At 66.6% G+C, this 17,801-nt stretch carries 18 protein-coding genes and 1 other RNA gene; 10 read left to right on the top strand and 9 right to left on the bottom strand.

Features of this window, described 5'->3' with window-relative positions; genetic code table 11:
- Positions 1 to 329: 329 nt before the first annotated feature.
- Positions 330 to 1,262: an SURF1 family cytochrome oxidase biogenesis protein gene (locus AB0N05_RS14270; RefSeq protein ID WP_364692709.1), complete on the bottom strand. Its 933-nt coding sequence runs from the start codon at positions 1,260 to 1,262 to the stop codon at positions 330 to 332.
- Positions 1,259 to 1,759 carry a low molecular weight protein-tyrosine-phosphatase gene (locus tag AB0N05_RS14265; RefSeq protein WP_364692706.1) on the bottom strand — a complete coding sequence of 167 codons (501 nt, stop codon included), beginning with the start codon at positions 1,757 to 1,759 and terminating at the stop codon, positions 1,259 to 1,261. Before AB0N05_RS14265 ends, AB0N05_RS14270 begins: the two co-directional genes overlap by 4 nt.
- 401 nt (positions 1,760 to 2,160) lie before the next feature.
- Between AB0N05_RS14265 and cobC the strand changes: the two genes are divergently transcribed.
- Together cobC and AB0N05_RS14255 are read left to right on the top strand one after the other, a co-directional pair.
- The gene (gene cobC / locus AB0N05_RS14260) at positions 2,161 to 3,222 is read left to right on the top strand and encodes an Rv2231c family pyridoxal phosphate-dependent protein CobC (RefSeq protein WP_364694550.1); all 1,062 of its coding nucleotides are present in this window, start codon (positions 2,161 to 2,163) and stop codon (positions 3,220 to 3,222) included.
- A 60-nt stretch (positions 3,223 to 3,282) separates the two neighbouring features.
- Entirely contained in the window at positions 3,283 to 4,413 is a 1,131-nt protein-coding gene (locus AB0N05_RS14255) for a Nif3-like dinuclear metal center hexameric protein (protein ID WP_364692703.1), read from the top strand.
- 108 nt (positions 4,414 to 4,521) lie between these two features.
- On the opposite strand, the gene AB0N05_RS14250 is transcribed toward AB0N05_RS14255, so the two are convergent.
- The gene (locus tag AB0N05_RS14250) at positions 4,522 to 4,962 is read right to left on the bottom strand and encodes an OsmC family protein (RefSeq protein WP_364692700.1); all 441 of its coding nucleotides are present in this window, start codon (positions 4,960 to 4,962) and stop codon (positions 4,522 to 4,524) included.
- A gap of 165 nt (positions 4,963 to 5,127) precedes the next feature.
- Here AB0N05_RS14250 and AB0N05_RS14245 point away from each other — a divergent pair, with 165 nt between their 5' ends.
- Positions 5,128 to 5,865 carry a C4-type zinc ribbon domain-containing protein gene (locus AB0N05_RS14245; RefSeq protein ID WP_364692697.1) on the top strand — a complete coding sequence of 246 codons (738 nt, stop codon included), beginning with the start codon at positions 5,128 to 5,130 and terminating at the stop codon, positions 5,863 to 5,865.
- A 130-nt stretch (positions 5,866 to 5,995) separates the two neighbouring features.
- Entirely contained in the window at positions 5,996 to 7,444 is a 1,449-nt protein-coding gene (locus tag AB0N05_RS14240) for a bifunctional RNase H/acid phosphatase (RefSeq protein ID WP_364694547.1), read from the top strand.
- Positions 7,445 to 7,503: 59 nt separating this feature from the next.
- Here the strand turns inward: AB0N05_RS14240 and AB0N05_RS14235 are convergent, their stop codons facing one another.
- A complete protein-coding gene (locus AB0N05_RS14235; RefSeq protein WP_364692694.1) occupies positions 7,504 to 8,391 on the bottom strand; it encodes an alpha/beta fold hydrolase in 888 nt (295 codons plus the stop codon).
- A 30-nt stretch (positions 8,392 to 8,421) separates the two neighbouring features.
- On the opposite strand from AB0N05_RS14235, the gene rnpB reads away from it, so the two are divergent.
- The 5 genes from rnpB to AB0N05_RS14210 all read left to right on the top strand — a co-directional run bounded on the left by rnpB (position 8,422) and on the right by AB0N05_RS14210 (position 12,202).
- Positions 8,422 to 8,832, top strand: an RNA gene (rnpB, locus tag AB0N05_RS14230) — RNase P RNA component class A.
- A gap of 88 nt (positions 8,833 to 8,920) precedes the next feature.
- The gene (locus AB0N05_RS14225; RefSeq protein ID WP_364692691.1) at positions 8,921 to 9,853 is read left to right on the top strand and encodes a slipin family protein; all 933 of its coding nucleotides are present in this window, start codon (positions 8,921 to 8,923) and stop codon (positions 9,851 to 9,853) included.
- A gap of 389 nt (positions 9,854 to 10,242) precedes the next feature.
- A complete protein-coding gene (locus AB0N05_RS14220; protein WP_364692689.1) occupies positions 10,243 to 10,575 on the top strand; it encodes a hypothetical protein in 333 nt (110 codons plus the stop codon).
- A gap of 14 nt (positions 10,576 to 10,589) precedes the next feature.
- The gene (locus tag AB0N05_RS14215) at positions 10,590 to 12,059 is read left to right on the top strand and encodes an RNB domain-containing ribonuclease (protein WP_364692686.1); all 1,470 of its coding nucleotides are present in this window, start codon (positions 10,590 to 10,592) and stop codon (positions 12,057 to 12,059) included.
- Positions 12,056 to 12,202, top strand: a complete 147-nt coding sequence (locus AB0N05_RS14210) for a hypothetical protein (protein ID WP_364692683.1) — start codon at positions 12,056 to 12,058, stop codon at positions 12,200 to 12,202. Before AB0N05_RS14215 ends, AB0N05_RS14210 begins: the two co-directional genes overlap by 4 nt.
- A 125-nt stretch (positions 12,203 to 12,327) precedes the next feature.
- Here AB0N05_RS14210 and AB0N05_RS14205 read toward each other — a convergent pair whose 3' ends face one another.
- Entirely contained in the window at positions 12,328 to 13,410 is a 1,083-nt protein-coding gene (locus AB0N05_RS14205; RefSeq protein ID WP_364692680.1) for a DUF4436 family protein, read from the bottom strand.
- A 98-nt stretch (positions 13,411 to 13,508) separates the two neighbouring features.
- Entirely contained in the window at positions 13,509 to 14,459 is a 951-nt protein-coding gene (locus AB0N05_RS14200) for a DUF4436 family protein (protein ID WP_364692677.1), read from the bottom strand.
- 153 nt (positions 14,460 to 14,612) lie between these two features.
- Between AB0N05_RS14200 and AB0N05_RS14195 the strand changes: the two genes are divergently transcribed.
- Positions 14,613 to 15,332 (top strand): TIGR00645 family protein, encoded by a 720-nt coding sequence (locus AB0N05_RS14195; RefSeq protein WP_364692674.1) that lies wholly within the window; start codon positions 14,613 to 14,615, stop codon positions 15,330 to 15,332.
- A 9-nt stretch (positions 15,333 to 15,341) separates the two neighbouring features.
- On the opposite strand, the gene AB0N05_RS14190 is transcribed toward AB0N05_RS14195, so the two are convergent.
- From AB0N05_RS14190 to AB0N05_RS14180, 3 genes are read right to left on the bottom strand one after another with little or no spacing between them, the layout of a single operon-like run.
- Positions 15,342 to 16,232 carry a CHAD domain-containing protein gene (locus AB0N05_RS14190; protein ID WP_364692671.1) on the bottom strand — a complete coding sequence of 297 codons (891 nt, stop codon included), beginning with the start codon at positions 16,230 to 16,232 and terminating at the stop codon, positions 15,342 to 15,344.
- On the bottom strand, positions 16,233 to 17,189 hold the full coding sequence (gene pip / locus AB0N05_RS14185) for a prolyl aminopeptidase (protein WP_364692668.1): 957 nt from the start codon (positions 17,187 to 17,189) through the stop codon (positions 16,233 to 16,235). It lies immediately after the preceding gene.
- The gene (locus AB0N05_RS14180) at positions 17,189 to 17,653 is read right to left on the bottom strand and encodes a hypothetical protein (protein WP_364692666.1); all 465 of its coding nucleotides are present in this window, start codon (positions 17,651 to 17,653) and stop codon (positions 17,189 to 17,191) included. Before AB0N05_RS14180 ends, pip begins: the two co-directional genes overlap by 1 nt.
- Positions 17,654 to 17,801 lie beyond the last annotated feature (148 nt).

Here is a 17,801-nt window from a genome sequence, read left to right as displayed (position 1 = left end):
AACCCCGGACCCCCCCTCTACCGCCGGGGGATCGCTGTGGGCCTAACCCCGCCCCTTTTTCCGCCACCACAGCTCCCTGACCTTGGTGGCCCTCGGTGGGGCTAGCGGGATTCTCGGCTCGCGCCCTCTACAAGCCGGTGCAGCCCAATCTCAATCGTCGAGAGAGTCGTGGCGGCGGGAATCCGTGCTGGTTCACACCACCCACGGCTCCCTGATCTTGGTGGCTGCCGGTGGTGGTGGATTCTCAACCCGGTGTGCGGTGGGCGTTGGGATCGGCCGAGGTGGCTCATATCGCGATTGTTGTCTGGCGCGGGGTTAGGCCCGAGGGGTCAGTGGCGGGTGCCGCCGTAGCGGTCGGCTAGGCGGGCCTCGTTGGTGGGGGGTGTGGTCGCTTCGGCTGTCGGCGCGGGGGTGGTCGAAGGTTCCGCGGTGCCTGGGGAAGTGGGTTGGGCTTCGGGGGATTCGGCGCGTTCGCGGCGGCGGGCTCGGATTTCGGCGTAGATGAAGTAGCCGAGGCCTAGGGGGGCCATGATGCCGAAGGCCAGCCATTGGAGGCCGTAGGAGAGGTAGGGGCCTGCGTCGAGTTGGGGGAGGGGGACGGGGGTGAAGGCGCCGGGCTGGTTTTGGTCCAGTTGGAGGTAGCCGCCTCGGGCGCTGGTGGGGATGGGGGTCAGGGGGGAGGCCAGGACTGTTGAGAGTTGTTGGGTGTCAACGGAATAGACCTGGCGGTAGCCGTCCTCGGTCATGGGGGGTTTGCTGTCGATGATGCCTTCGGAGGCGCGGACTCGGGCCTCGATGTGTTGGATGCCGGTGGGGGCGGCGGGGATTTGCGGGGGGCGGGAACCGTTGATGGCGGCCACCAGGCCGCGATCCACCAGGAGGGTGCGGCCGTCGTCGAGGCGGAAGGCGGCCAGGACGGCGAAGGCGGGGGCCTCCTCGAGGTGGCGCAGGCGCACCAGGACTGTCGAGTCGGGGACGTAGGTGCCGTCGGCGGTGACGCGCCGCCACTCGGTGTCCTTGCCCGACCCGCCGAGCATGGTGGTCACATCGACCGGCGCGGCATCCACCGAATCGGAGATGCGCTGATTGCGTTCGGAGGTCGAGGTGTTCTTGCCGAGCTGCCAGGGCGCAAGCACCGTGAAGCACAGGTAGGCGAATCCGGCGACGATGACGGCCAGGATCACCCAGCTGGGCCGCAGCAGGAAGGTGAAGCGCCGCAGCAGTGAGATCGACTTGCGGCCGGTGTTGTTCGAGCCGCTCATGCGCGCTCGCCCGCCTCGGGTTCGCCGAGTTGCTCACGCACCCAGTCCAGCAGGCCCGGCACCGCCGCCTCGATCTGCACGCGAACCAGCTCGAAATCGGACTGGTCGCCGTAATACGGGTCGGGCACATCGCGCCCATCCGCGTCCGGGTCGAAGCTGCGCAGCAGTCGCCGCCGATCCGACGGCACACCGATGCGCGCGAGCTCCCGCTCATGCCCGGTGTCCAGCGCGACCAGCAAATCCGCACCCATATGGTCGGAGTCGATCACCGCCGCCCGATGCGCGACCGGATACCCATGAGCGCGCAACTCAGCGATAGTCCGCCGGTCCGCGCCATCGCCGACATGCCAGCTACCGGTCCCGGCACTGCTCACCCGAACCCGGTCCGCCAGCCCGGCGCGCTCCAGATGCGCGGCGAAGATCTTCTCGGCCATCGGCGACCGGCAAATATTTCCGGTGCAGATGAAGGTCACATGCAGCTCGCCCACGACAGCCATTCTGTCCGGTACCCCCGCAACCCGGCCACGTAGGGTGTTCAGCTGTGCCCCAGGACACCGCGGCAACCCGCAAACCCGACCCCGCCGCAGGCCGCGAACCGGCCACGGCGGTCGGTGGGCCGCGCGCTGACACGAACCCGGCGAGTCATGCCGCGGGCGATGTGGTGAACGCTCTCACGGGTCAGCGCGCCGGTGAACTGTCCACCGAGACGGGCTGCGCACCTGCCACGGCAGTCGACGGGACGCGCGCTGACATGGACCCGGCGAATGATGCAGCGGTGGGCGATGTGGTGAACGTTCTCACCGGCCGGGGCGCAAGTGAATTCGCCACCGAGGACGTTGGTGAACCCGCCACCGAGGTGAGCCCGGGGTTGCGTGGGGAGGCGGGCCGGGAACGCGGCATGGCAGCTGCCACGGCTGGGCTGGATTCTGTGGGTGGGGCCGACTATGCGAAGTTGCGGCATCACGGGGATGTGGAGACGCGGCCGGGGATGGTTGATTTCGCGGTGAATGTGCAGGGGAGTGCGCCGCCGGAGTGGTTGCGGGAGCGGTTGGCGGGGCGGTTGGGGGAGCTTGGGCGGTATCCCGCGGGGGCGGATGAGTTGCGGGCTCGGGAGGCTGTGGCGGCCAGGCATGGGCGTCGGGTTGATGAGGTGCTGTTGTTGGCGGGGGCAGCTGAGGGGTTTGCGATGTTGCCGCGGCTGAAGCCTTCGCTGGCGGCTGTTATTCATCCTTCTTTCACTGAGCCTGAATTGGCTTTGCGGGACGCTGGGGTGGCGGTGGCCCGGGTGGTGTTGGAGCCGCCCTATGAGCTGGCGTCGGCGGTGGTGCCGGGGGATGCGGATTTGGTGGTGGTGGGTAATCCGACCAATCCGACGTCGGTTTTGCATGGGGCGGAGAGCATTCGGGCCTTGCGGCGGCCGGGGCGGATCGTGGTGGTGGATGAGGCGTTCGCCGATGCGGTGCCGGGGGAACCGGAATCGCTAGCGGGGGTGAGTTATCCGGACGTGCTGGTGCTGCGGAGTCTCACCAAGACGTGGGCATTGGCGGGGCTCCGGTGCGGGTACGTGCTCGGAGAGCCGGAACTGCTGACTCGGTTGAGTCATGGGCGGCCGCATTGGCCTTTGGGGACACTGCAATTGGAGGCGATCGCGGCTACCAGTGAGCCGGGGGCGGTGGCCGAATCGCAGCGGAAGGCTCAGGCCATTGCCGCTGATCGGGATGCGATGATTCCACGGTTGCGGGAGCTCGGTGTCGAGGTGCATGAGCCTGCTCGGGGACCGTTCCTTTTGATTCGGGTGCCCGATGCGGAATTATTGCGAAAGCAGCTTGCCGACAAGGGAATAGCGGTGCGGCGCGGGGATACCTTTCCCGGGCTGGAATCCGGGTTCCTGAGGTTGGCGGTGCGACCGGCGGCCGAAGTGGATCGGCTGATCGCGGCGATACGGGAAGTCGGGCTGTGAGCGATCACGGCAGGTGTGACATCAGGTGAATGTGACGGTCTCCGAGGAGGTTCGGTTGTGGTGACGGCGATACGGCTGGCGGATCTCATTGCGGCGCTGGATGCGGCGTATCCGCCCAAGCTGGCCGAATCCTGGGATTCGGTGGGACTGGTATGCGGTGACCCCGGCGACTCCGTATCCCGGGTGCTGTTCGCCGTGGATGCCACCGCAGCGGTGGTCGACGAGGCCATTGCCTGGGGTGCACAGGCATTGGTGGTGCATCACCCGCTGCTGCTGCGCGGCGTGGACACCGTCGCGGCCGATACCCCCAAAGGCGCACTGCTGCACCGGCTCATCCGCTCCGGCTGTGCCCTGTTCACCGCGCACACCAATGCCGACTCCGCGGACCCCGGCGTCTCCGATGCGCTGGCGCACGCCATCGGCTTGACCGTCACCGGCCCGCTCGAATCGAAACCCATTGCCGCCCTCGACAAATGGTCGGTGGATGTACCGCGTGCCCACAGCGAGGCGGTGCTGTCCGCATTGTTCGCCGCAGGCGCGGGCGCGGTCGGCAATTACCGCGACAGTGCCTGGCAGGCACCCGGCACCAGCCAATACCGCCCACTCGACGGCGCGAACCCGGCGCTCGGCACCATCGGCGAACTGCACACCGAGGAGGAAGTCCGCCTCGAGGTGGTCGCCCCGCCCGCCCTCCGCTCGGCGGTCCTGGCGGCGCTGCGCTCCGCCCACCCTTACGAGGAACCCGCCTTCCATATCTCCGAACGAGCGGCCCTCCCCTCCGCCCTCGGCATCGGCCGAATCGGCGAACTGGCCGCACCGGAAACCTTGCGCGAGTTCACCGCTCGCGTCCGAGCCGGTCTCCCCGCCACCACTTGGGGTGTCCGCGCCGCCGGTGACCCCGACCGCATCATCCGCAAGGTGGCGGTCTGCGGCGGCGCAGGCGATTCCTTCCTCAACACCGTCTCCCGCCTCGGCGTGGACGTGTATGTAACCTCCGACCTGCGCCATCACCCTGCGGACGAGCATTTGCGCGCCGGGGGTCCCGCGCTCATCGATGCCGCCCACTGGGCCACTGAATTCCCTTGGTGCGCACAAGCGGAAGGCGTCGTCCGGGCGGCCCTCCCGACCCTCGAAACCAGAGTCTCCGCAACCCGCACAGATCCTTGGACGCTCGGCGCAGCCGACTGCTGAACCCACGAACCGGCCTAGTCATGCATTAACCCCCGGATTCCGTCAGGAAACCGCCATTTCGAGGGTAAGAGTGCATGAATAGGCCGGATCCGTCTCAGCCGACCTCACCTACTCCGCGGTGATCGTCGGCTCGTGGGCTACGGGGAAGTTCACCGAATTGGCTATGAAGCACTTCTTATGTGCTTCGACATGAAGCTGTTCCGCCACCTCGACTTTGGCCGGATCGGTAATGGTGATCTGTGGGCGCAGGGTCACCTGCAGGAACTGGACGTCGTTCATGATGCCGAGGGCATTGTCGCGGTATGTGGTGACCACCACTCCGGCCTCGGCGCAGAGATGCAGGTACCAGAGCATGTGGCATTCCGAGACGGACGCAACCAGGAGCTGCTCCGGATTCCAGCGGGTGGTGTCGCCGCGGAATTTGGGATCGGCGGTGCCCGGGATCGGTGGGCGTCCGGGGGTATTGACCTCGTGATTTCGGGAGTAGGAGCGGTAGCCGGTGGTGGCTCCGGACCAGTTCACCTCGACCTCGTATGCGTGCTCAGCCATGCCACACAGTGGCATATGCGGTGAGTGCGTGCCGCCTATTTTCCGGCAGGAGGCGGACTGTCGCGGGCGAATGTCCAGGTTGTGGCGGGGTTGGCCGAATCGGGCTCCCGAGGCGGGTACGGTAGGAGTCTTGAATCGTCCATAGCGTCCAGGAGACCTTCCGCGTTGAATGCCGAACCATCGATCCAGGCCAAGCTGCTCGACCTCGCCGCCGTCGACGCCGAGCTGACACGGATCGAGCACCGCCGCAAGGTGCTGCCCGAGCAGCAGGAAGTGCAGCGGCTGGAGAGCGAACGCACGGAGCGCAAGGACGCCGCGGTCAAGGTCGAGATCCTCATCGATGATCTCGACCGCGATATCCGCAAGCTCGAGGGCGAGATCGAAGCCGTCCGCAAGCGCGAGGAACGCGACCGCGGCCTGCTCACCGCCGGATCCGTCGGAGCCAAGCAGCTGTCGGAGCTACAGCACGAACTGGGCAGCCTCGAGCGCCGCCGCAAGGTTCTCGAGGACGACCTCATCGATGTGATGGAGCGCCGCGAGGCCGCCGCCGATAATCACAAGCACGCCGGGGCCAACCTGGACGCCGCCGAAACCGAGCTCATCGATGCCGAGCGCCGCCGCGACGACGCCGTCGCCGACCTCGATGTCGCCCAGCAGCGCTGCATCTCCGACCGCGCGGCCTTGACCGGCGTCTTCCCCGCCGAACTGCTCGCCGCCTACGACAAGCAGCGCACCGGTGGCGGTGTCGGCGCGGCCCTGCTCCAGGCCCGCCGCTGCGGCGCCTGCCGCATCGAACTCGACCGCGGCGAAATCTCCCGCATCGCCGCGGCCGCCCCCAACCTCGTCCTCCGCTGCCCGGAATGCAACGCGATCATGGTGCGCACCAAGCAATCCGGACTGTAGAAGACCGCCGCGCCCGGCTGATCCCGGTACGCGGTAGAGCAATACACATCGCCGATGGCAGTACGCCGTCGGCGATGGTTCGTAATGGCTTCGGGTTCGAGCGAGTTCCAGGCATGGAGGGTGAGCGGTGGTGGACAAAGTTGTCGTCGAGGCGGATGGTGGGTCGCGCGGGAATCCTGGGCCTGCCGGGTATGGGGCCGTGGTGTTCGATGGCGAGCGCGATCGGGTGCTGGCTGAGCGCAAAGAGTTTCTGGGGACTGCCACCAATAATGTTGCCGAATACCGTGGGCTGATTGCGGGTTTGGAGGCGGCGGCGGAGTTGGGTGCGCGCGAGGTTTCGGTGCGGATGGACTCCAAGCTGGTGGTGGAGCAGATGTCCGGGCGCTGGAAGGTCAAGCACGAGGCCATGATTCCGCTTGCCGACCGGGCTCGGCGGCTGGTCGCCGGATTCGATCGGGTCAGCTTTACCTGGATCCCTCGCAACCAGAACTCGCACGCCGACCGCCTCGCCAATGAGGCCATGGACGACGCCACCATCGTCGACGAGGTGCGCGAAGCTCTGTGGCGTCCCGACGCCACCCCACCTGCCCGATCAACCGGCACGCAGACAGCGCCCGATACGGCGGAATCTGCTCGTGCGCAGGGCGGCTCGACCAGCGCAGACCCGGCCGCCAGCGGATCAGCGGCCCCCTTGAACACCGGTGCGGCCACCCGCACCAGCGATTTCGACCCGGCCGAGGCCGTGAACACGGCAGGAGATGCCCGCGCCACACAGGGTGCTGCTGAGCTCCGGGCCGCTGCGACCGAGTCCTCGGAACATTTCGATGCTGCGGCGAATCCCGGTGCGGGGCAAGCGACTGGCCAGGGTGCTGCCGAACACCGAGCAACTGCATCCGGGTCTGCGGGAGGCCACGGGGCTGAGGCGAAATCGGCGCAGGCGGTGGCTCCGGGGTGGACGGGGGCTGTGGGGCGGCCTACTCGTTTGTTGTTGTTGCGGCATGGGCAGACGGAATTGTCTGTGCAGCGGCGGTATTCGGGGCGGGGGAATCCGGCTTTGACGGAGTTGGGGCGGGAGCAGGCTGGGAAGGCGGCGAAAATGCTTGGGGGGAAGGGGGATATCGCGGCGATTGTCTGTTCGCCTTTGGGGCGGGCGAAGGAGACCGCGGAGGCTGCCGGGCAGGTGCTCGGGTTGCCGGTGCGGGTGCTGGAGGGGTTGATCGAGACGGATTTCGGGGCCTGGGAGGGGATGACGTTCCTGGAGGCTCGCGAGCAGGATCCGGAATTGCATGCACGATGGCTGGGGGATCCCTCGCTGCCTGCGCCGGGTGGGGAGAGCTTCGATCAGGTTCGGGAGCGGATCGAGGGGGTTCGGCGGGATCTGGTTGCCCTGTACCCCGGTGCGAATGTGCTTGTGGTCAGCCATGTCACGCCGATCAAGACGCTGTTGCAGCTTGCGCTCGGGGTGGGACCGTCGCTGCTGTATCGGTTGCACCTGGATTTGGCGTCGCTGTCGATCGCGGAGTTCTACCCCGACGGCGGTTCATCCGTGCGCTTGGTGAACGACACCTCGTACCTCTGACTGAACTTCTGACAGTCGTACGCCGCCAACTGATTTCGGCTGGCGGCGTACGGGTCAGCTCAGGGGCGAAGGACTGCCGTGAGGAATTCGGTCTGGTCGTAGACGGCCTTTTCGAACCAGTCGTCGAAGTAGATGTCGAAGTGGCCGATCGGGTATCGCTTGACGACAGCGTGTTTGGTGCGTTCGGCCGCGCGGAGGGTGGGGGCGGCGGGGGCTACCGTGTCGTTGTCGCAGACGGCGAACAGGACGGGGGCCTTGATGTCCTTGGTGCGCCGAGCGGGGGCGTCGAACAGGACCGACATGCCGATGCGGGCAGCGACTTTCGGACGGTATTGGGCGCTTTCCTCGGCGAGGCGGCCGAAGCCCGTGGGGACGTCGGCGGCGCTCATGAGGGCCGAGGAGTGCTTCTTGCCCGCGAGGCGGGCGCGGATCGGGCGGCGGATGATCGGGCCGATGATCTGGTCGGTCAGCGCCACCGTGCCGGTCTTGATGAGGCTGATCGGGCCCTTCGCCATGGCGGAGGACCAGCCGCTGGTGAACGGGCACTGCGCGACCACGGCCGCGATGTAATGATCGTCGGGCGCGACGGAGAGCACATGCCCGCCGCCGAAGGAACTGCCCCACAGCGCGATTCGGGTCGCGTCGATACCGCGAATGGTACGTGCGTACGCGATTGCGGCATGCCAGTCCTCCCGCTGCCGCGCAATATTGATCATCTGGCGGGGTTCACCCCCACTCGCCCCGAAATGCCGGTAATCGAACGCCAGCGCCGCGATTCCGGCCGATGCGAAGCGCCGCGCGTAGCGGTCCAATCCCATTTCCCGGTCCGCCCCGAGTCCGTGTCCCATGACGACGAGCGGGCGCGGCCTGGGCGGGCCATCCGGCAGATACAGCCACCCCGCACACTGTTCACCACCGGAAGAGAACCCCACCTCGACACGCTCCATGGCGCATTACGGTACCTTGGTGCCCGCGGACGAGTCGGTTGGGCGGCCGCGGCAACGGGAACGGGCATGCGAATGCCGCCGCCCGTCGTCGAGGAAAGTCCGGACTCCACAGAGCAGGGCGGTTGCTAACGGCAACCCGGGGTGACCCGCGGGACAGTGCCACAGAGAAGAGACCGCCGAGGGCGCAAGCCTTCGGTAAGGGTGAAACGGTGCGGTAAGAGCGCACCAGCGCGCCGGGTGACCGGCGCGGCTCGGTAAACCCCGCCCGGAGCAAGGTCGAAGGCCGCACTCGCGAGAGTGCGACTGCGCAGGCGTTCGAGGGCTGCTCGCCCGAGCCTGCGGGTTGACTGCTCGAGGCACCCGGCAACGGTGTGTCCAGATGGATGGTCGCCACCCGGCGCGAGCCGGGGACAGGATCCGGCTTACAGACCGACTCGTCCGCCCCTTTCGGGGTCGCCCCGCCGGTGCCATGATTGATATTGGCGCCGGCGGATTTCCAAGGCGCAGCGGAAAATTCACGGAGCGAACAATGGACGTTCTGTACGTGATCCTCGCCTTCCTGGCCGTGCTGGTCGTGGTCGGTGGGATGGTCATCTCCTCCGGGGTGCGAGTGGTCGCCCAATATGAACGCGGGGTGGTGTTCCGGCTCGGCCGGGTGCGCGCAGTCCGCGAGCCGGGACTACGAATGCTGATTCCCGGCGTCGACAAGATGCGCAAGGTCTCCACGCAGGTCATCACCATGCCGGTGCCCGGGCAGGACGGCATTACACGCGACAATGTGACGGTGCGGGTGGACGCCGTCGTCTACTTCCGGGTCATCGACCCCATGCGCGCGATCATCGAAGTGCAGGACTATCTGTACGCGGTCGCCCAGGTGGCGCAGACCTCGCTGCGCTCGATCATCGGCAAGAGCGAACTCGACGACCTGCTCTCCAATCGCGAGCAGTTGAACAAGGGCCTCGAGCTCATGATCGACAATCCGGCCATCGGCTGGGGCGTGCACATCGATCGGGTGGAGATCAAGGATGTGGCGCTACCGGATTCGATGAAGCGCTCCATGTCGCGCCAGGCCGAGGCGGAGCGGGAACGCCGCGCGCGGATCATCTCCGCCGAGGGCGAATTCCAGGCGTCGCAGAAGCTGGCCGATGCGGCCGCGAACATGTCACAGCATCCCGCCGCATTGCAACTGCGGTTCCTGGAGACCGTGGTTCAGGTTGCGGCGGAAAAGAATTCGACGCTGGTACTGCCATTCCCGGTGGAACTGCTGCGCTTCCTGGAGCGCATCGACACCCCGGGAGTTCCGCTCAAAGCCTCGCCCGAGGCCGCGAAGGATCCCGAACTGCCGAAGGACGACGCCCGCGGCTTGGCCTCGATGCCTCCGCTGGAAAGCCTGGAAAGCCGCGCCGCCGACCCCGTGACGACGGAAAACTCGGGAGCCCGAACCGCTCCCGTCGAAGAATGATGAGGGTTCGAAAATGTCCATGCTGATCCAGCCGCTGGCGGTGGTCGTCCTGTTCGCCATCGCCTATCTGTTCAAGTTCATTTCGGCCGCGCTGCCGAACGGGCTACGCGGCGAATAGCTGCCACTGGATCCGATCCGACGGGAGCGTCGAAGAGCGCGGCGTGAGCGACGCCGCTCGGTGGCTGGTGTGCGCAGTCCGCCGAGTTGGATGACAATGACGGCGCGCCACACGGTGTGTACCGGCGCGGCTCGGCGTGTCGGAGAGTTGTTACTCTCGGAACTGGCCTCGAACGTGATCGACGTCATAAAGTGTTGCGCGTTGGAAAGTTCCGTTGTGCTCGCAACGGACAAAGGGCTTCAACTCTCGTCGGAAAGCAGGTCACATCTATATGCGAATTGCTCGCAAACTGGCAGCAGGCGCGCTCCTGGCCGCTGCCGCTTCCGTTTCGGTCTTGCTGGGTTCCGGTTCCGCTTCGGCGTTCTCGGTGACTCCGCTGCCGGGTGGGGTGCAGGTGGATCTCACCCCGGCGGATACGCAGTGGGTGGCGGGCACCCACTTCGGTCAGACGCTCGCGGGTCTTCCGCATCCGTCTGCCGCCTCCTTCGGCGAGGCATTGGATTCGGCGGCGGCGTTGTCGTCGCAGTATCCGAACGGGCGCGTGGTGTTCACCGTTTACGGACCGTTCGATACGTTGAACGGCACCATGCTGGCTCTTCAGTAGGAGCAGCTTCCCTCGTGGAACTGCATCAGCGGATCGTCTCGGCGCCGGTGGACTTCGGCGCCGTCCGAACCGAATTCGGATTGGCCTCGGACTACCCGTCCGAGGCCGTCTCGGAAGCCCGCGACGCGGTGGACGCGTTCGCGGGCACTCGAGTCGATCGCCGCGAGATCGCGCTGGTCACGATCGACCCACCCGGTTCCATGGATCTGGATCAGGCGCTGTATCTCGAGCGCACCGCGACCGGGTTCCTCCTCTATTACGCGATTGCCGATGTCGCCGCCGTCGTGACTCCCGACGGGCCCCTCGCACGCGAATCCCTGGCCCGCGGCCAGACCTATTACCTCCCCGACGGCACCGTTCCGTTGCACCCGCACGAGCTTTCCGAGGACCGCGCCAGCCTGCTGCCCGATCAGGACCGCCCGGCCGCGCTGTGGACCATCGAACTGGATGAGAACGCCGAGCCGCAGCGCTTCGAGGTGACCCGCGCGCTGGTGCGTTCGCGCGCCCGTCTCGACTACGCCGGCGTGCAGGCCGATGCCGATGCCGGTCGCCTGCATCCCTCGATTGCCGCGCTCCCGGATTTCGGGCGGCTGCGCATCGAGGCCGGATTACGCCGCGGCGCGATCAACCTCCGCCTGCCCGCGCAGAGCGTCATTCGCGACGGCGAGCAAACCGGCCTCGACCACTGGCAGCTGGTGATCGAACCGCGCACCGCCGCCGACGATTGGAACGAGCAGGTCTCCCTGCTCACCGGCATGTGTGCGGCCCGAATCATGCTCGACTGCTATGGCTCCGAGCATGTCGGCCTGCTGCGCACCATGCCCCCGCCCGCCGCCACCGCCATCGAATCCATGCGCCGCACGGCCACCGCGGTAGGCGTCTCCTGGCCCAAGCCCGATACGGCGGGCCGCATGCTCGCCGGCTTGGACCCGAACACCCCCGCCGCCCTGGTTCTCATGTCCGAGGCCACCAGCCTGTTGCGCGGCGCGTCGTACACCATCCTCAACGGCCAACCTCCGGAAACCGTGCAGCACAGCGGAATCGGCGCACCCTACGCCCACGTCACGGCCCCCCTCCGCCGACTGGCCGACCGCTACGCCACCGAAATCTGCCTGGCCCACTGCGCGGGAACCCCCGTCCCCCAATGGGTTCGAGACGGCCTCACCCCGGTCACCGACACCATGCGCCGCACCGACGCCCTGGCGAACAAACTCGAACGCGCCTGCATAGACCTCACCGAATCCACCATCCTCGCCCCCCGAGTAGGCACCGACTTCGACGCCACCGTCCTGCGCGAAGCCAACGGCACCCGCCCCGCCGAAATCTTCGTCGCCGACCCACCCGTCCTCGCCAAATGCACCGGCGGGCCGCCGGAAGGCAAGCGAGTCCAAGTGCAACTCGCCGAGGCCGACCCGGCCACCCGCACCGTAACCTTCGCCTACCCTGCCCCACCTGCGGATTCAGTGCCATACTCGCAGCCATGACCGACGGGCGACCGGTCGTGTACGTGTACGGACTTGACCCGGCGACGAGTTGCTACGCGCTGACCGGTATCCACCATGACCGACTGCTATTGAGCGTTCCGTTCGAGCTGGATATCAACCTCTCCGAAATCGAGCGGCTCTAGTTCCTGCGGCGCAATCATTGCGCGGGTCGGCGCTGCGTGAATTCGTCGGGACACGTGTGGCCCGCTTCAGCCGATGCCGACTCGCGCGCAGGAGCTTTCGCTCATTGCGCGCGGTCGGAGGGTGTCTACCAGCGTTGTACCGGCCCGTGTGGGTTCGCTGATGCGGGCGGCTGGGGGTAGTTCGGGCCCGGGCCCATGGGCGTGGGCGCTCCCGGCCCGGTGGGTATCGGTGCGCCGAGCCGGGGAGGTATCGGTGCGGTCGCACCGACCGGAATCGGCGCGGGGTGTTGATTGCCGCCTTGGTCGAGGGGGCCGAGCTGGTTCTTCGTGGCTTGCTTCTTGATGTGTTCGGCGCGCTCTTTCGCGATTTCGACGCGGTAGCCGATGACGACCGAGCTGATCAGTGCGGCGGAGATGATGCCTTCGGCGATGAAGAAGGAGAGGAAGTCGATGACGGAGCCGATCGGGGGGCTGCCGGGCACCGCGTTGCGGAGGGGGACGAGGGCGAAGAGCAGGGCGGCCATCATGGAGCAGGCGGGCCAGAGGAGGCCGCGCCGCCAGCGGAGGACGTAGAAGGCGGCGGTCGCGGCCGCAACTGCGAGGCCGAGCATGAGGATCATGATGAAGACTGCGAAAACCAGTGTCGGAGTGGAACGTTTGGCTCGGATCGTGACATCGACCGCGGCCACGGGGTCGGTGGCGGCGGCCACCGAGACCTTGAAGAAGGAGTCACCGCTGGCGACGGTGGTGGCGAGCGGGACGGGTTTGCCGCCGCTGAGGAGATCGAAGTGAAGGGGGACGTCGTAGCGGTCGAAGGGGTAATCGGTGAGGGTGCCGCCCAGGGCCAGGCGCAGTTCGGAGACCGAGATCGGCTGGCCCGCTTTGAGTGTGATGGGGTCGGCCTTGAGGGCGCTGGTGTAGAGGACGGCATCGGACTTGAAGTAGCCCTGCTCGTCGGCGAGTGCGCCCTGGGGGAACACCCGGACTTCGACGCTCGCGGTCTGGCTCACGGTGTCGATCTTGCCTATCCAGGCCTCCAGATCGACCCGGTCCGCGGTGTCGGCCTTGCCGAAGACGTGGGCGGCATCGGCGTGATATCGGCCGAGTCGGTACATGGCCAGGCTGGCGAGCATGACGACGATCAGCATTATCGCAGCGCCGACGACCCAGAGCGCTCCTCGGCTTTTCTTCTCGGAATGATTCTGCACGACCGGAATCTAACGGCGGCACAATCACATTCCGCTCATCGGCAGATAATAATGTGGCGGGCGCAGGCTGCTATATATGCCTTCGTGACGTCTTTTGGTTATCGCGGCAACAATGGCGGCCGGTACTGGGGCACCGGGCGCTGCATGGGCGGCGGCATCATCGGCTGCTGCTGGGCCTTCTTGCGCTCTTCCTCACGCTCCTTGGCGATTTCGACGCGGTAGCCGATCGCGACCGTGCCGACCAGCGCGGCCGAGATGATGCCCTCCGCGATGAAGAACGAGGCGAAGTCGATGATCGAACCAATTGGTGGGGCACCCGGTACCGCATTGCGCAGCGGCACCAGCGCGAAGAGCAGCGCACCCATCATCGAGCAGGCGGGGAACATCAAGCCGCGCTTGCCCTTGAGCACGTAGTAGCAGGCGATGGCGGCGGCGGATGCCAGGCCGAGCATGAGGATCATGATGAAGACCGCGAACACCAGGGTGGGGGCGGATCGCGTGGCGTGCAGCGTCACGTCCACACCCTCATTGACGCCGGGCTCCGGGTTCTCCGAGACGTCGAAAAGCGTGTCGCCACTGGCGATGGTGGCCGCCACCGGCAGCCGCTTGTCGCCGCTGAACACATCGAACGCCAGCACCGCGTCATAGCCGTCGAACGGGTAGTCGGTGATGGTGCCCTCGACCACCACCTTCACCTCGGCCGCTGAAACAGGCTCGCCCGCCTTGATTTTGATGGGATCGGCCTTGAGTGCGGACGTGTAGATGAGCACGTCGGAGACGAATTCGCCTTGTTTGTCGGCAAGTGCGCCTTTGGGCCGGGCGAGCACCTCGACCGTCGCGGTCTGGGTGGCCGGATCGATCTTGCCGATCCAGATGTTCAGGTCCACCCGATCGGCCGTATTGGCATTGCCGAACGGATGCGATGTCTCCGAACGGGTCCGGCCCACCCCGTAGGTCGACAGCGCGAGCACCAGGGCCACGATCGTCACGGCGACGGACGCGACGACCCAGAAGGCCCCGCTATGCCTTTTCTTGATTTCGTGTTGCACCCGCCGAACCTAGCGGCGGCGAAATAACTTTCCCGTCATCGCGATAATCTTCGCATCAGGAATCGATAATTATCGGCCGGGCGGGACGCTCGAGGGGCCCCACGTGATGGCCAGTTTATCGGGAGATTATTCGGGGCATGATGTATTGAGGCCATGGCATTTTCGAGCATGCACGATCCGTATCAAACCCCCGTACCGCCGAGGGCGGCCGCGCCGGTTCGCAATCTGGGCTACTTCATCTTCCTGAGCCGGTGGCTACAGCTGCCGCTGTACGTCGGCTTGATCGTGGCGCAGGCCGCGTATGTGTGGCAGTTCGTGCGCGAGCTGTGGGAGCTGGTGCGGCATCTGTTCGGGCAGGGGAACGCCGAGACCACGATCATGCTCTCCGTGCTGGGCCTGATCGACGTTGTCATGATCTCCAACCTGCTGATCATGGTGATCGTCGGCGGCTATGAGACGTTCGTGTCGCGGCTGCGCATCGACGGGCATCCGGATCAGCCGGAGTGGCTGGCGCATGTGAATGCCAATGTGCTGAAGGTGAAGCTGGCCATGTCGATCGTGGGCATCTCCTCGATCCACCTGCTCAAGACGTTCATCGGAATCACCCAGGACCCCGATCCGGGCACGCACAGCGCGGTGTACCTGTGGCCGGTGGTGATCCACCTGGCGTTCGTGCTGTCGGCGGTCATGCTGGCCTGGATCGACCGGATCATGCCGCACGCCAATGTGAAGGACCATCGGCCGCATCAGCACGAGACCGCGCAGGTGGAATCGGTGGCGCACCAGCACACGGGTCAGCATTCAGGTCCGCACACGGGTCCGCACGAGGTGCACCGGCCCAACGGCGATCACTCGGCCACCGTCAGGTACTGAGGCCGGAGCTCAGAGTGCGCGGTGGCGCAGGAATTCGATTGCGGCCGGGTACTCTTCGAGCGCCTTGGCCGCGGCGGCTTCCTCCGCATCGCACAGGCGCTGATAGCCCGGTTCGGGGCGGTCCGGGGCATGGGCGTGCAGGGTGTCGAGCGCTTCGACCGCGTCGCGGTGGTCGCCCAGCACACCCTGTAGCTTCTTGGCATTGCGCGCGAGCGCGCTCGCGGGATCGCCGAGGATGTCGGTGGCGGCCTCGGCGGAGTAACGCAATCGCTTGGCGGCCTTGCGAATATCGTGCAGATGCTCGACACGGTCGGGATCCCCGACGGCGGGCTCGGTGCGGACCAGGCGGCGCAGGTCCCGGAAATCATGGCGCAGCACGGAGGCGAAGAGTTCGGTCGCGGGCTTGTCGGAGTGGGCGGGGCGCAGCGGCGGATCGGCGACCAGGCCGTGCACCCGCTCCTCGAGCGCGCCGTAGCGGCGGCTGTCCAGGCCTTCCAGGATCGCCAGGTGCGCACCGGCGTAGATGCGGCGTTCCGCGGCGACCAGCAATGCGCCGAAATCGTTTCCGCGCGAGGCCTTCTTACCCTTCTTGGTCTTCTTGTCGACCCCGCTGCCGCTCTCACCCAGCAGCGACTCGAAGCGTTCGGCCCGCACCTCGGCATCGCGGGCGACCCCGAGCAGCCCTGCCAGCCAGCGCAATTCGTCCCGGAGCTCACCGGTCGGGCCGCGCCGCAGCACCCGCCGGTAGGAGCGCAGCACGCTGCGCAGTCGCCGGGTCGCCACCCGCATGCTGTGCACCGAGTCCGGAAGGTCTTGGCGCACATCGGGTTCGGCGGTACACAGCCGGTCCACGTCGGCGGCGAGTGCGACGACCAACGCGGAACCGGCTGTGGTGCTCATCTACGTCCTGAACTTATCCGTGGCTTCCACCAGATGGTGGGTGATGCCTGGTTCGGCGGCGGAATGACCGGCATCGGGCACCATGTGCAATTCCGATCCGGACCAGGCCTGATGCAGATCCCATGCGCTCACGGCCGGGCACACCACATCGTGGCGGCCCTGCACGATCACGCCGGGAATGTGCGCGATGCGGTCGATATCGCGGAGCAGCTGACCATCGTCGAGGAAGCCGCGATGGTGGAAATAATGATTCTCGATGCGCGCGAAGGCCAAGGCGAAGCGCGGATCGGCGGTTTCGGCGACCCGATCAGGCTGGGGCAGTAGGGAACTCGTGGCGCCCTCCCAGGTAGACCACGCGACGGCCGCATCGGTGGCGAGCTTCGTATCGGGGGAGTGCAGCAGGCGGTGGTAGACCTCGACCAGATCACTCTCGCGTTCGGCCACTGGCACCGGCGCCAGGAACTTCTCCCACTCATCGGGATACACGTATCCCGCAGCGCCATTGTAATACCAGTCGATTTCCTTGCGCCGCAGCAGAAATATCCCGCGCAGCACCAGTTCGGTCACTCGCTCGGGATGGGTCTGCGCGTACGCCAGCGCCAGGGTGGAACCCCAGGAACCGCCGAAGACCTGCCACTGTTCGATGCCGAGATGCGTTCGCAGCGCCTCGATATCGGCCACCAGATGCCAGGTGGTATTGGTTTCCAGGCTCGCGCCGTCGGCGATGTGCGGTGTGGATTGCCCGCAACCCCGCTGATCGAACAGCACGATCCGGTAGGCGGCCGGATCGAAGAATTGGCGATGAAAGGGCGCGGTGCCGCCGCCGGGTCCGCCGTGTAGGAACACCACCGGCTTGCCGTCCGGGTTGCCGCTGACCTCCCAGTACAGCTGCTGGCCGTCGCCGACATCGAGCATGCCCTGCTCGTACGGCTCGATCGGCGGGTACATGGTGCGCATCAGAAGGCCAGTCCGGAGGCCAGATTCGAGAGCTCGAGCGCCGAAAGAGCCTGATCACGGACGTCGGAGCAGCTCTTGGTGGTGACCCGGTCGATCACGTCCTTATCGGCCAGCACCTGCACATTGATGCCGCCATTCTTGAGCGCCCACTCGTGCACGGTGGCATTCAAGGAGATCTTGCCCAGCGTCGGGCCCTGCACGCGCCAGTCCGACAGCTGCGGGCGGATCATGTCGCACAGCTGCTTGGCGGCGTCATCGGAGATGTTCAGCGGCTCGCCGGACTTGGTGGGCGAGGTGCTGCCGCTCGGGGACGGCTTGCCCGAGGTGCTGCTCGTGGACGGTGCGGAGGAACTCTGCGACGTCGACGATCCGGTGGTGGTGCTGCCGCCACAGGCGGCGGTCAAGGCGACCGCCGCGGCGGTGGCGACCAATAGCGGCGTGCGCCGAATCCAGCGACTGCTCATCCAACGGCGATGCATAACTTCCCTTTGGTCGGTCCAGCTCGTTGTGATCGAGTCTGCCATCTATTTCTGACGGCGGTCTGTGAAGGCCTCGGGGAAAACTGCGTCGATAGCGAACGGCTATACACCTCATTGCGAAGCGCCCCCGCGG

This window comes from Nocardia sp. NPDC051030, from assembly GCF_040683015.1.
Classification (GTDB): Bacteria; Actinomycetota; Actinomycetes; order Mycobacteriales; family Mycobacteriaceae; genus Nocardia.
This window is presented reverse-complemented; position numbering and strand designations above follow the sequence as displayed.

Excerpts from the sequence above, each read along its gene's own strand:
- AB0N05_RS14270 (WP_364692709.1), bottom strand. The coding sequence starts at position 1,262 with ATGAGCGGCTCGAACAACACCGGCCGCAAGTCGATCTCACTGCTGCGG.
- AB0N05_RS14265 (WP_364692706.1), bottom strand. The coding sequence starts at position 1,759 with ATGGCTGTCGTGGGCGAGCTGCATGTGACCTTCATCTGCACCGGAAAT.
- cobC (WP_364694550.1), top strand. The coding sequence starts at position 2,161 with ATGGCAGCTGCCACGGCTGGGCTGGATTCTGTGGGTGGGGCCGACTAT.
- AB0N05_RS14250 (WP_364692700.1), bottom strand. The coding sequence starts at position 4,962 with ATGGCTGAGCACGCATACGAGGTCGAGGTGAACTGGTCCGGAGCCACC.
- AB0N05_RS14235 (WP_364692694.1), bottom strand. The coding sequence starts at position 8,391 with ATGGAGCGTGTCGAGGTGGGGTTCTCTTCCGGTGGTGAACAGTGTGCG.
- AB0N05_RS14225 (WP_364692691.1), top strand. The coding sequence starts at position 8,921 with ATGGACGTTCTGTACGTGATCCTCGCCTTCCTGGCCGTGCTGGTCGTG.
- AB0N05_RS14220 (WP_364692689.1), top strand. The coding sequence starts at position 10,243 with ATGCGAATTGCTCGCAAACTGGCAGCAGGCGCGCTCCTGGCCGCTGCC.
- AB0N05_RS14210 (WP_364692683.1), top strand. The coding sequence starts at position 12,056 with ATGACCGACGGGCGACCGGTCGTGTACGTGTACGGACTTGACCCGGCG.
- AB0N05_RS14195 (WP_364692674.1), top strand. The coding sequence starts at position 14,613 with ATGGCATTTTCGAGCATGCACGATCCGTATCAAACCCCCGTACCGCCG.
- AB0N05_RS14190 (WP_364692671.1), bottom strand. The coding sequence starts at position 16,232 with ATGAGCACCACAGCCGGTTCCGCGTTGGTCGTCGCACTCGCCGCCGAC.
- pip (WP_364692668.1), bottom strand. The coding sequence starts at position 17,189 with ATGCGCACCATGTACCCGCCGATCGAGCCGTACGAGCAGGGCATGCTC.
- AB0N05_RS14180 (WP_364692666.1), bottom strand. The coding sequence starts at position 17,653 with ATGAGCAGTCGCTGGATTCGGCGCACGCCGCTATTGGTCGCCACCGCC.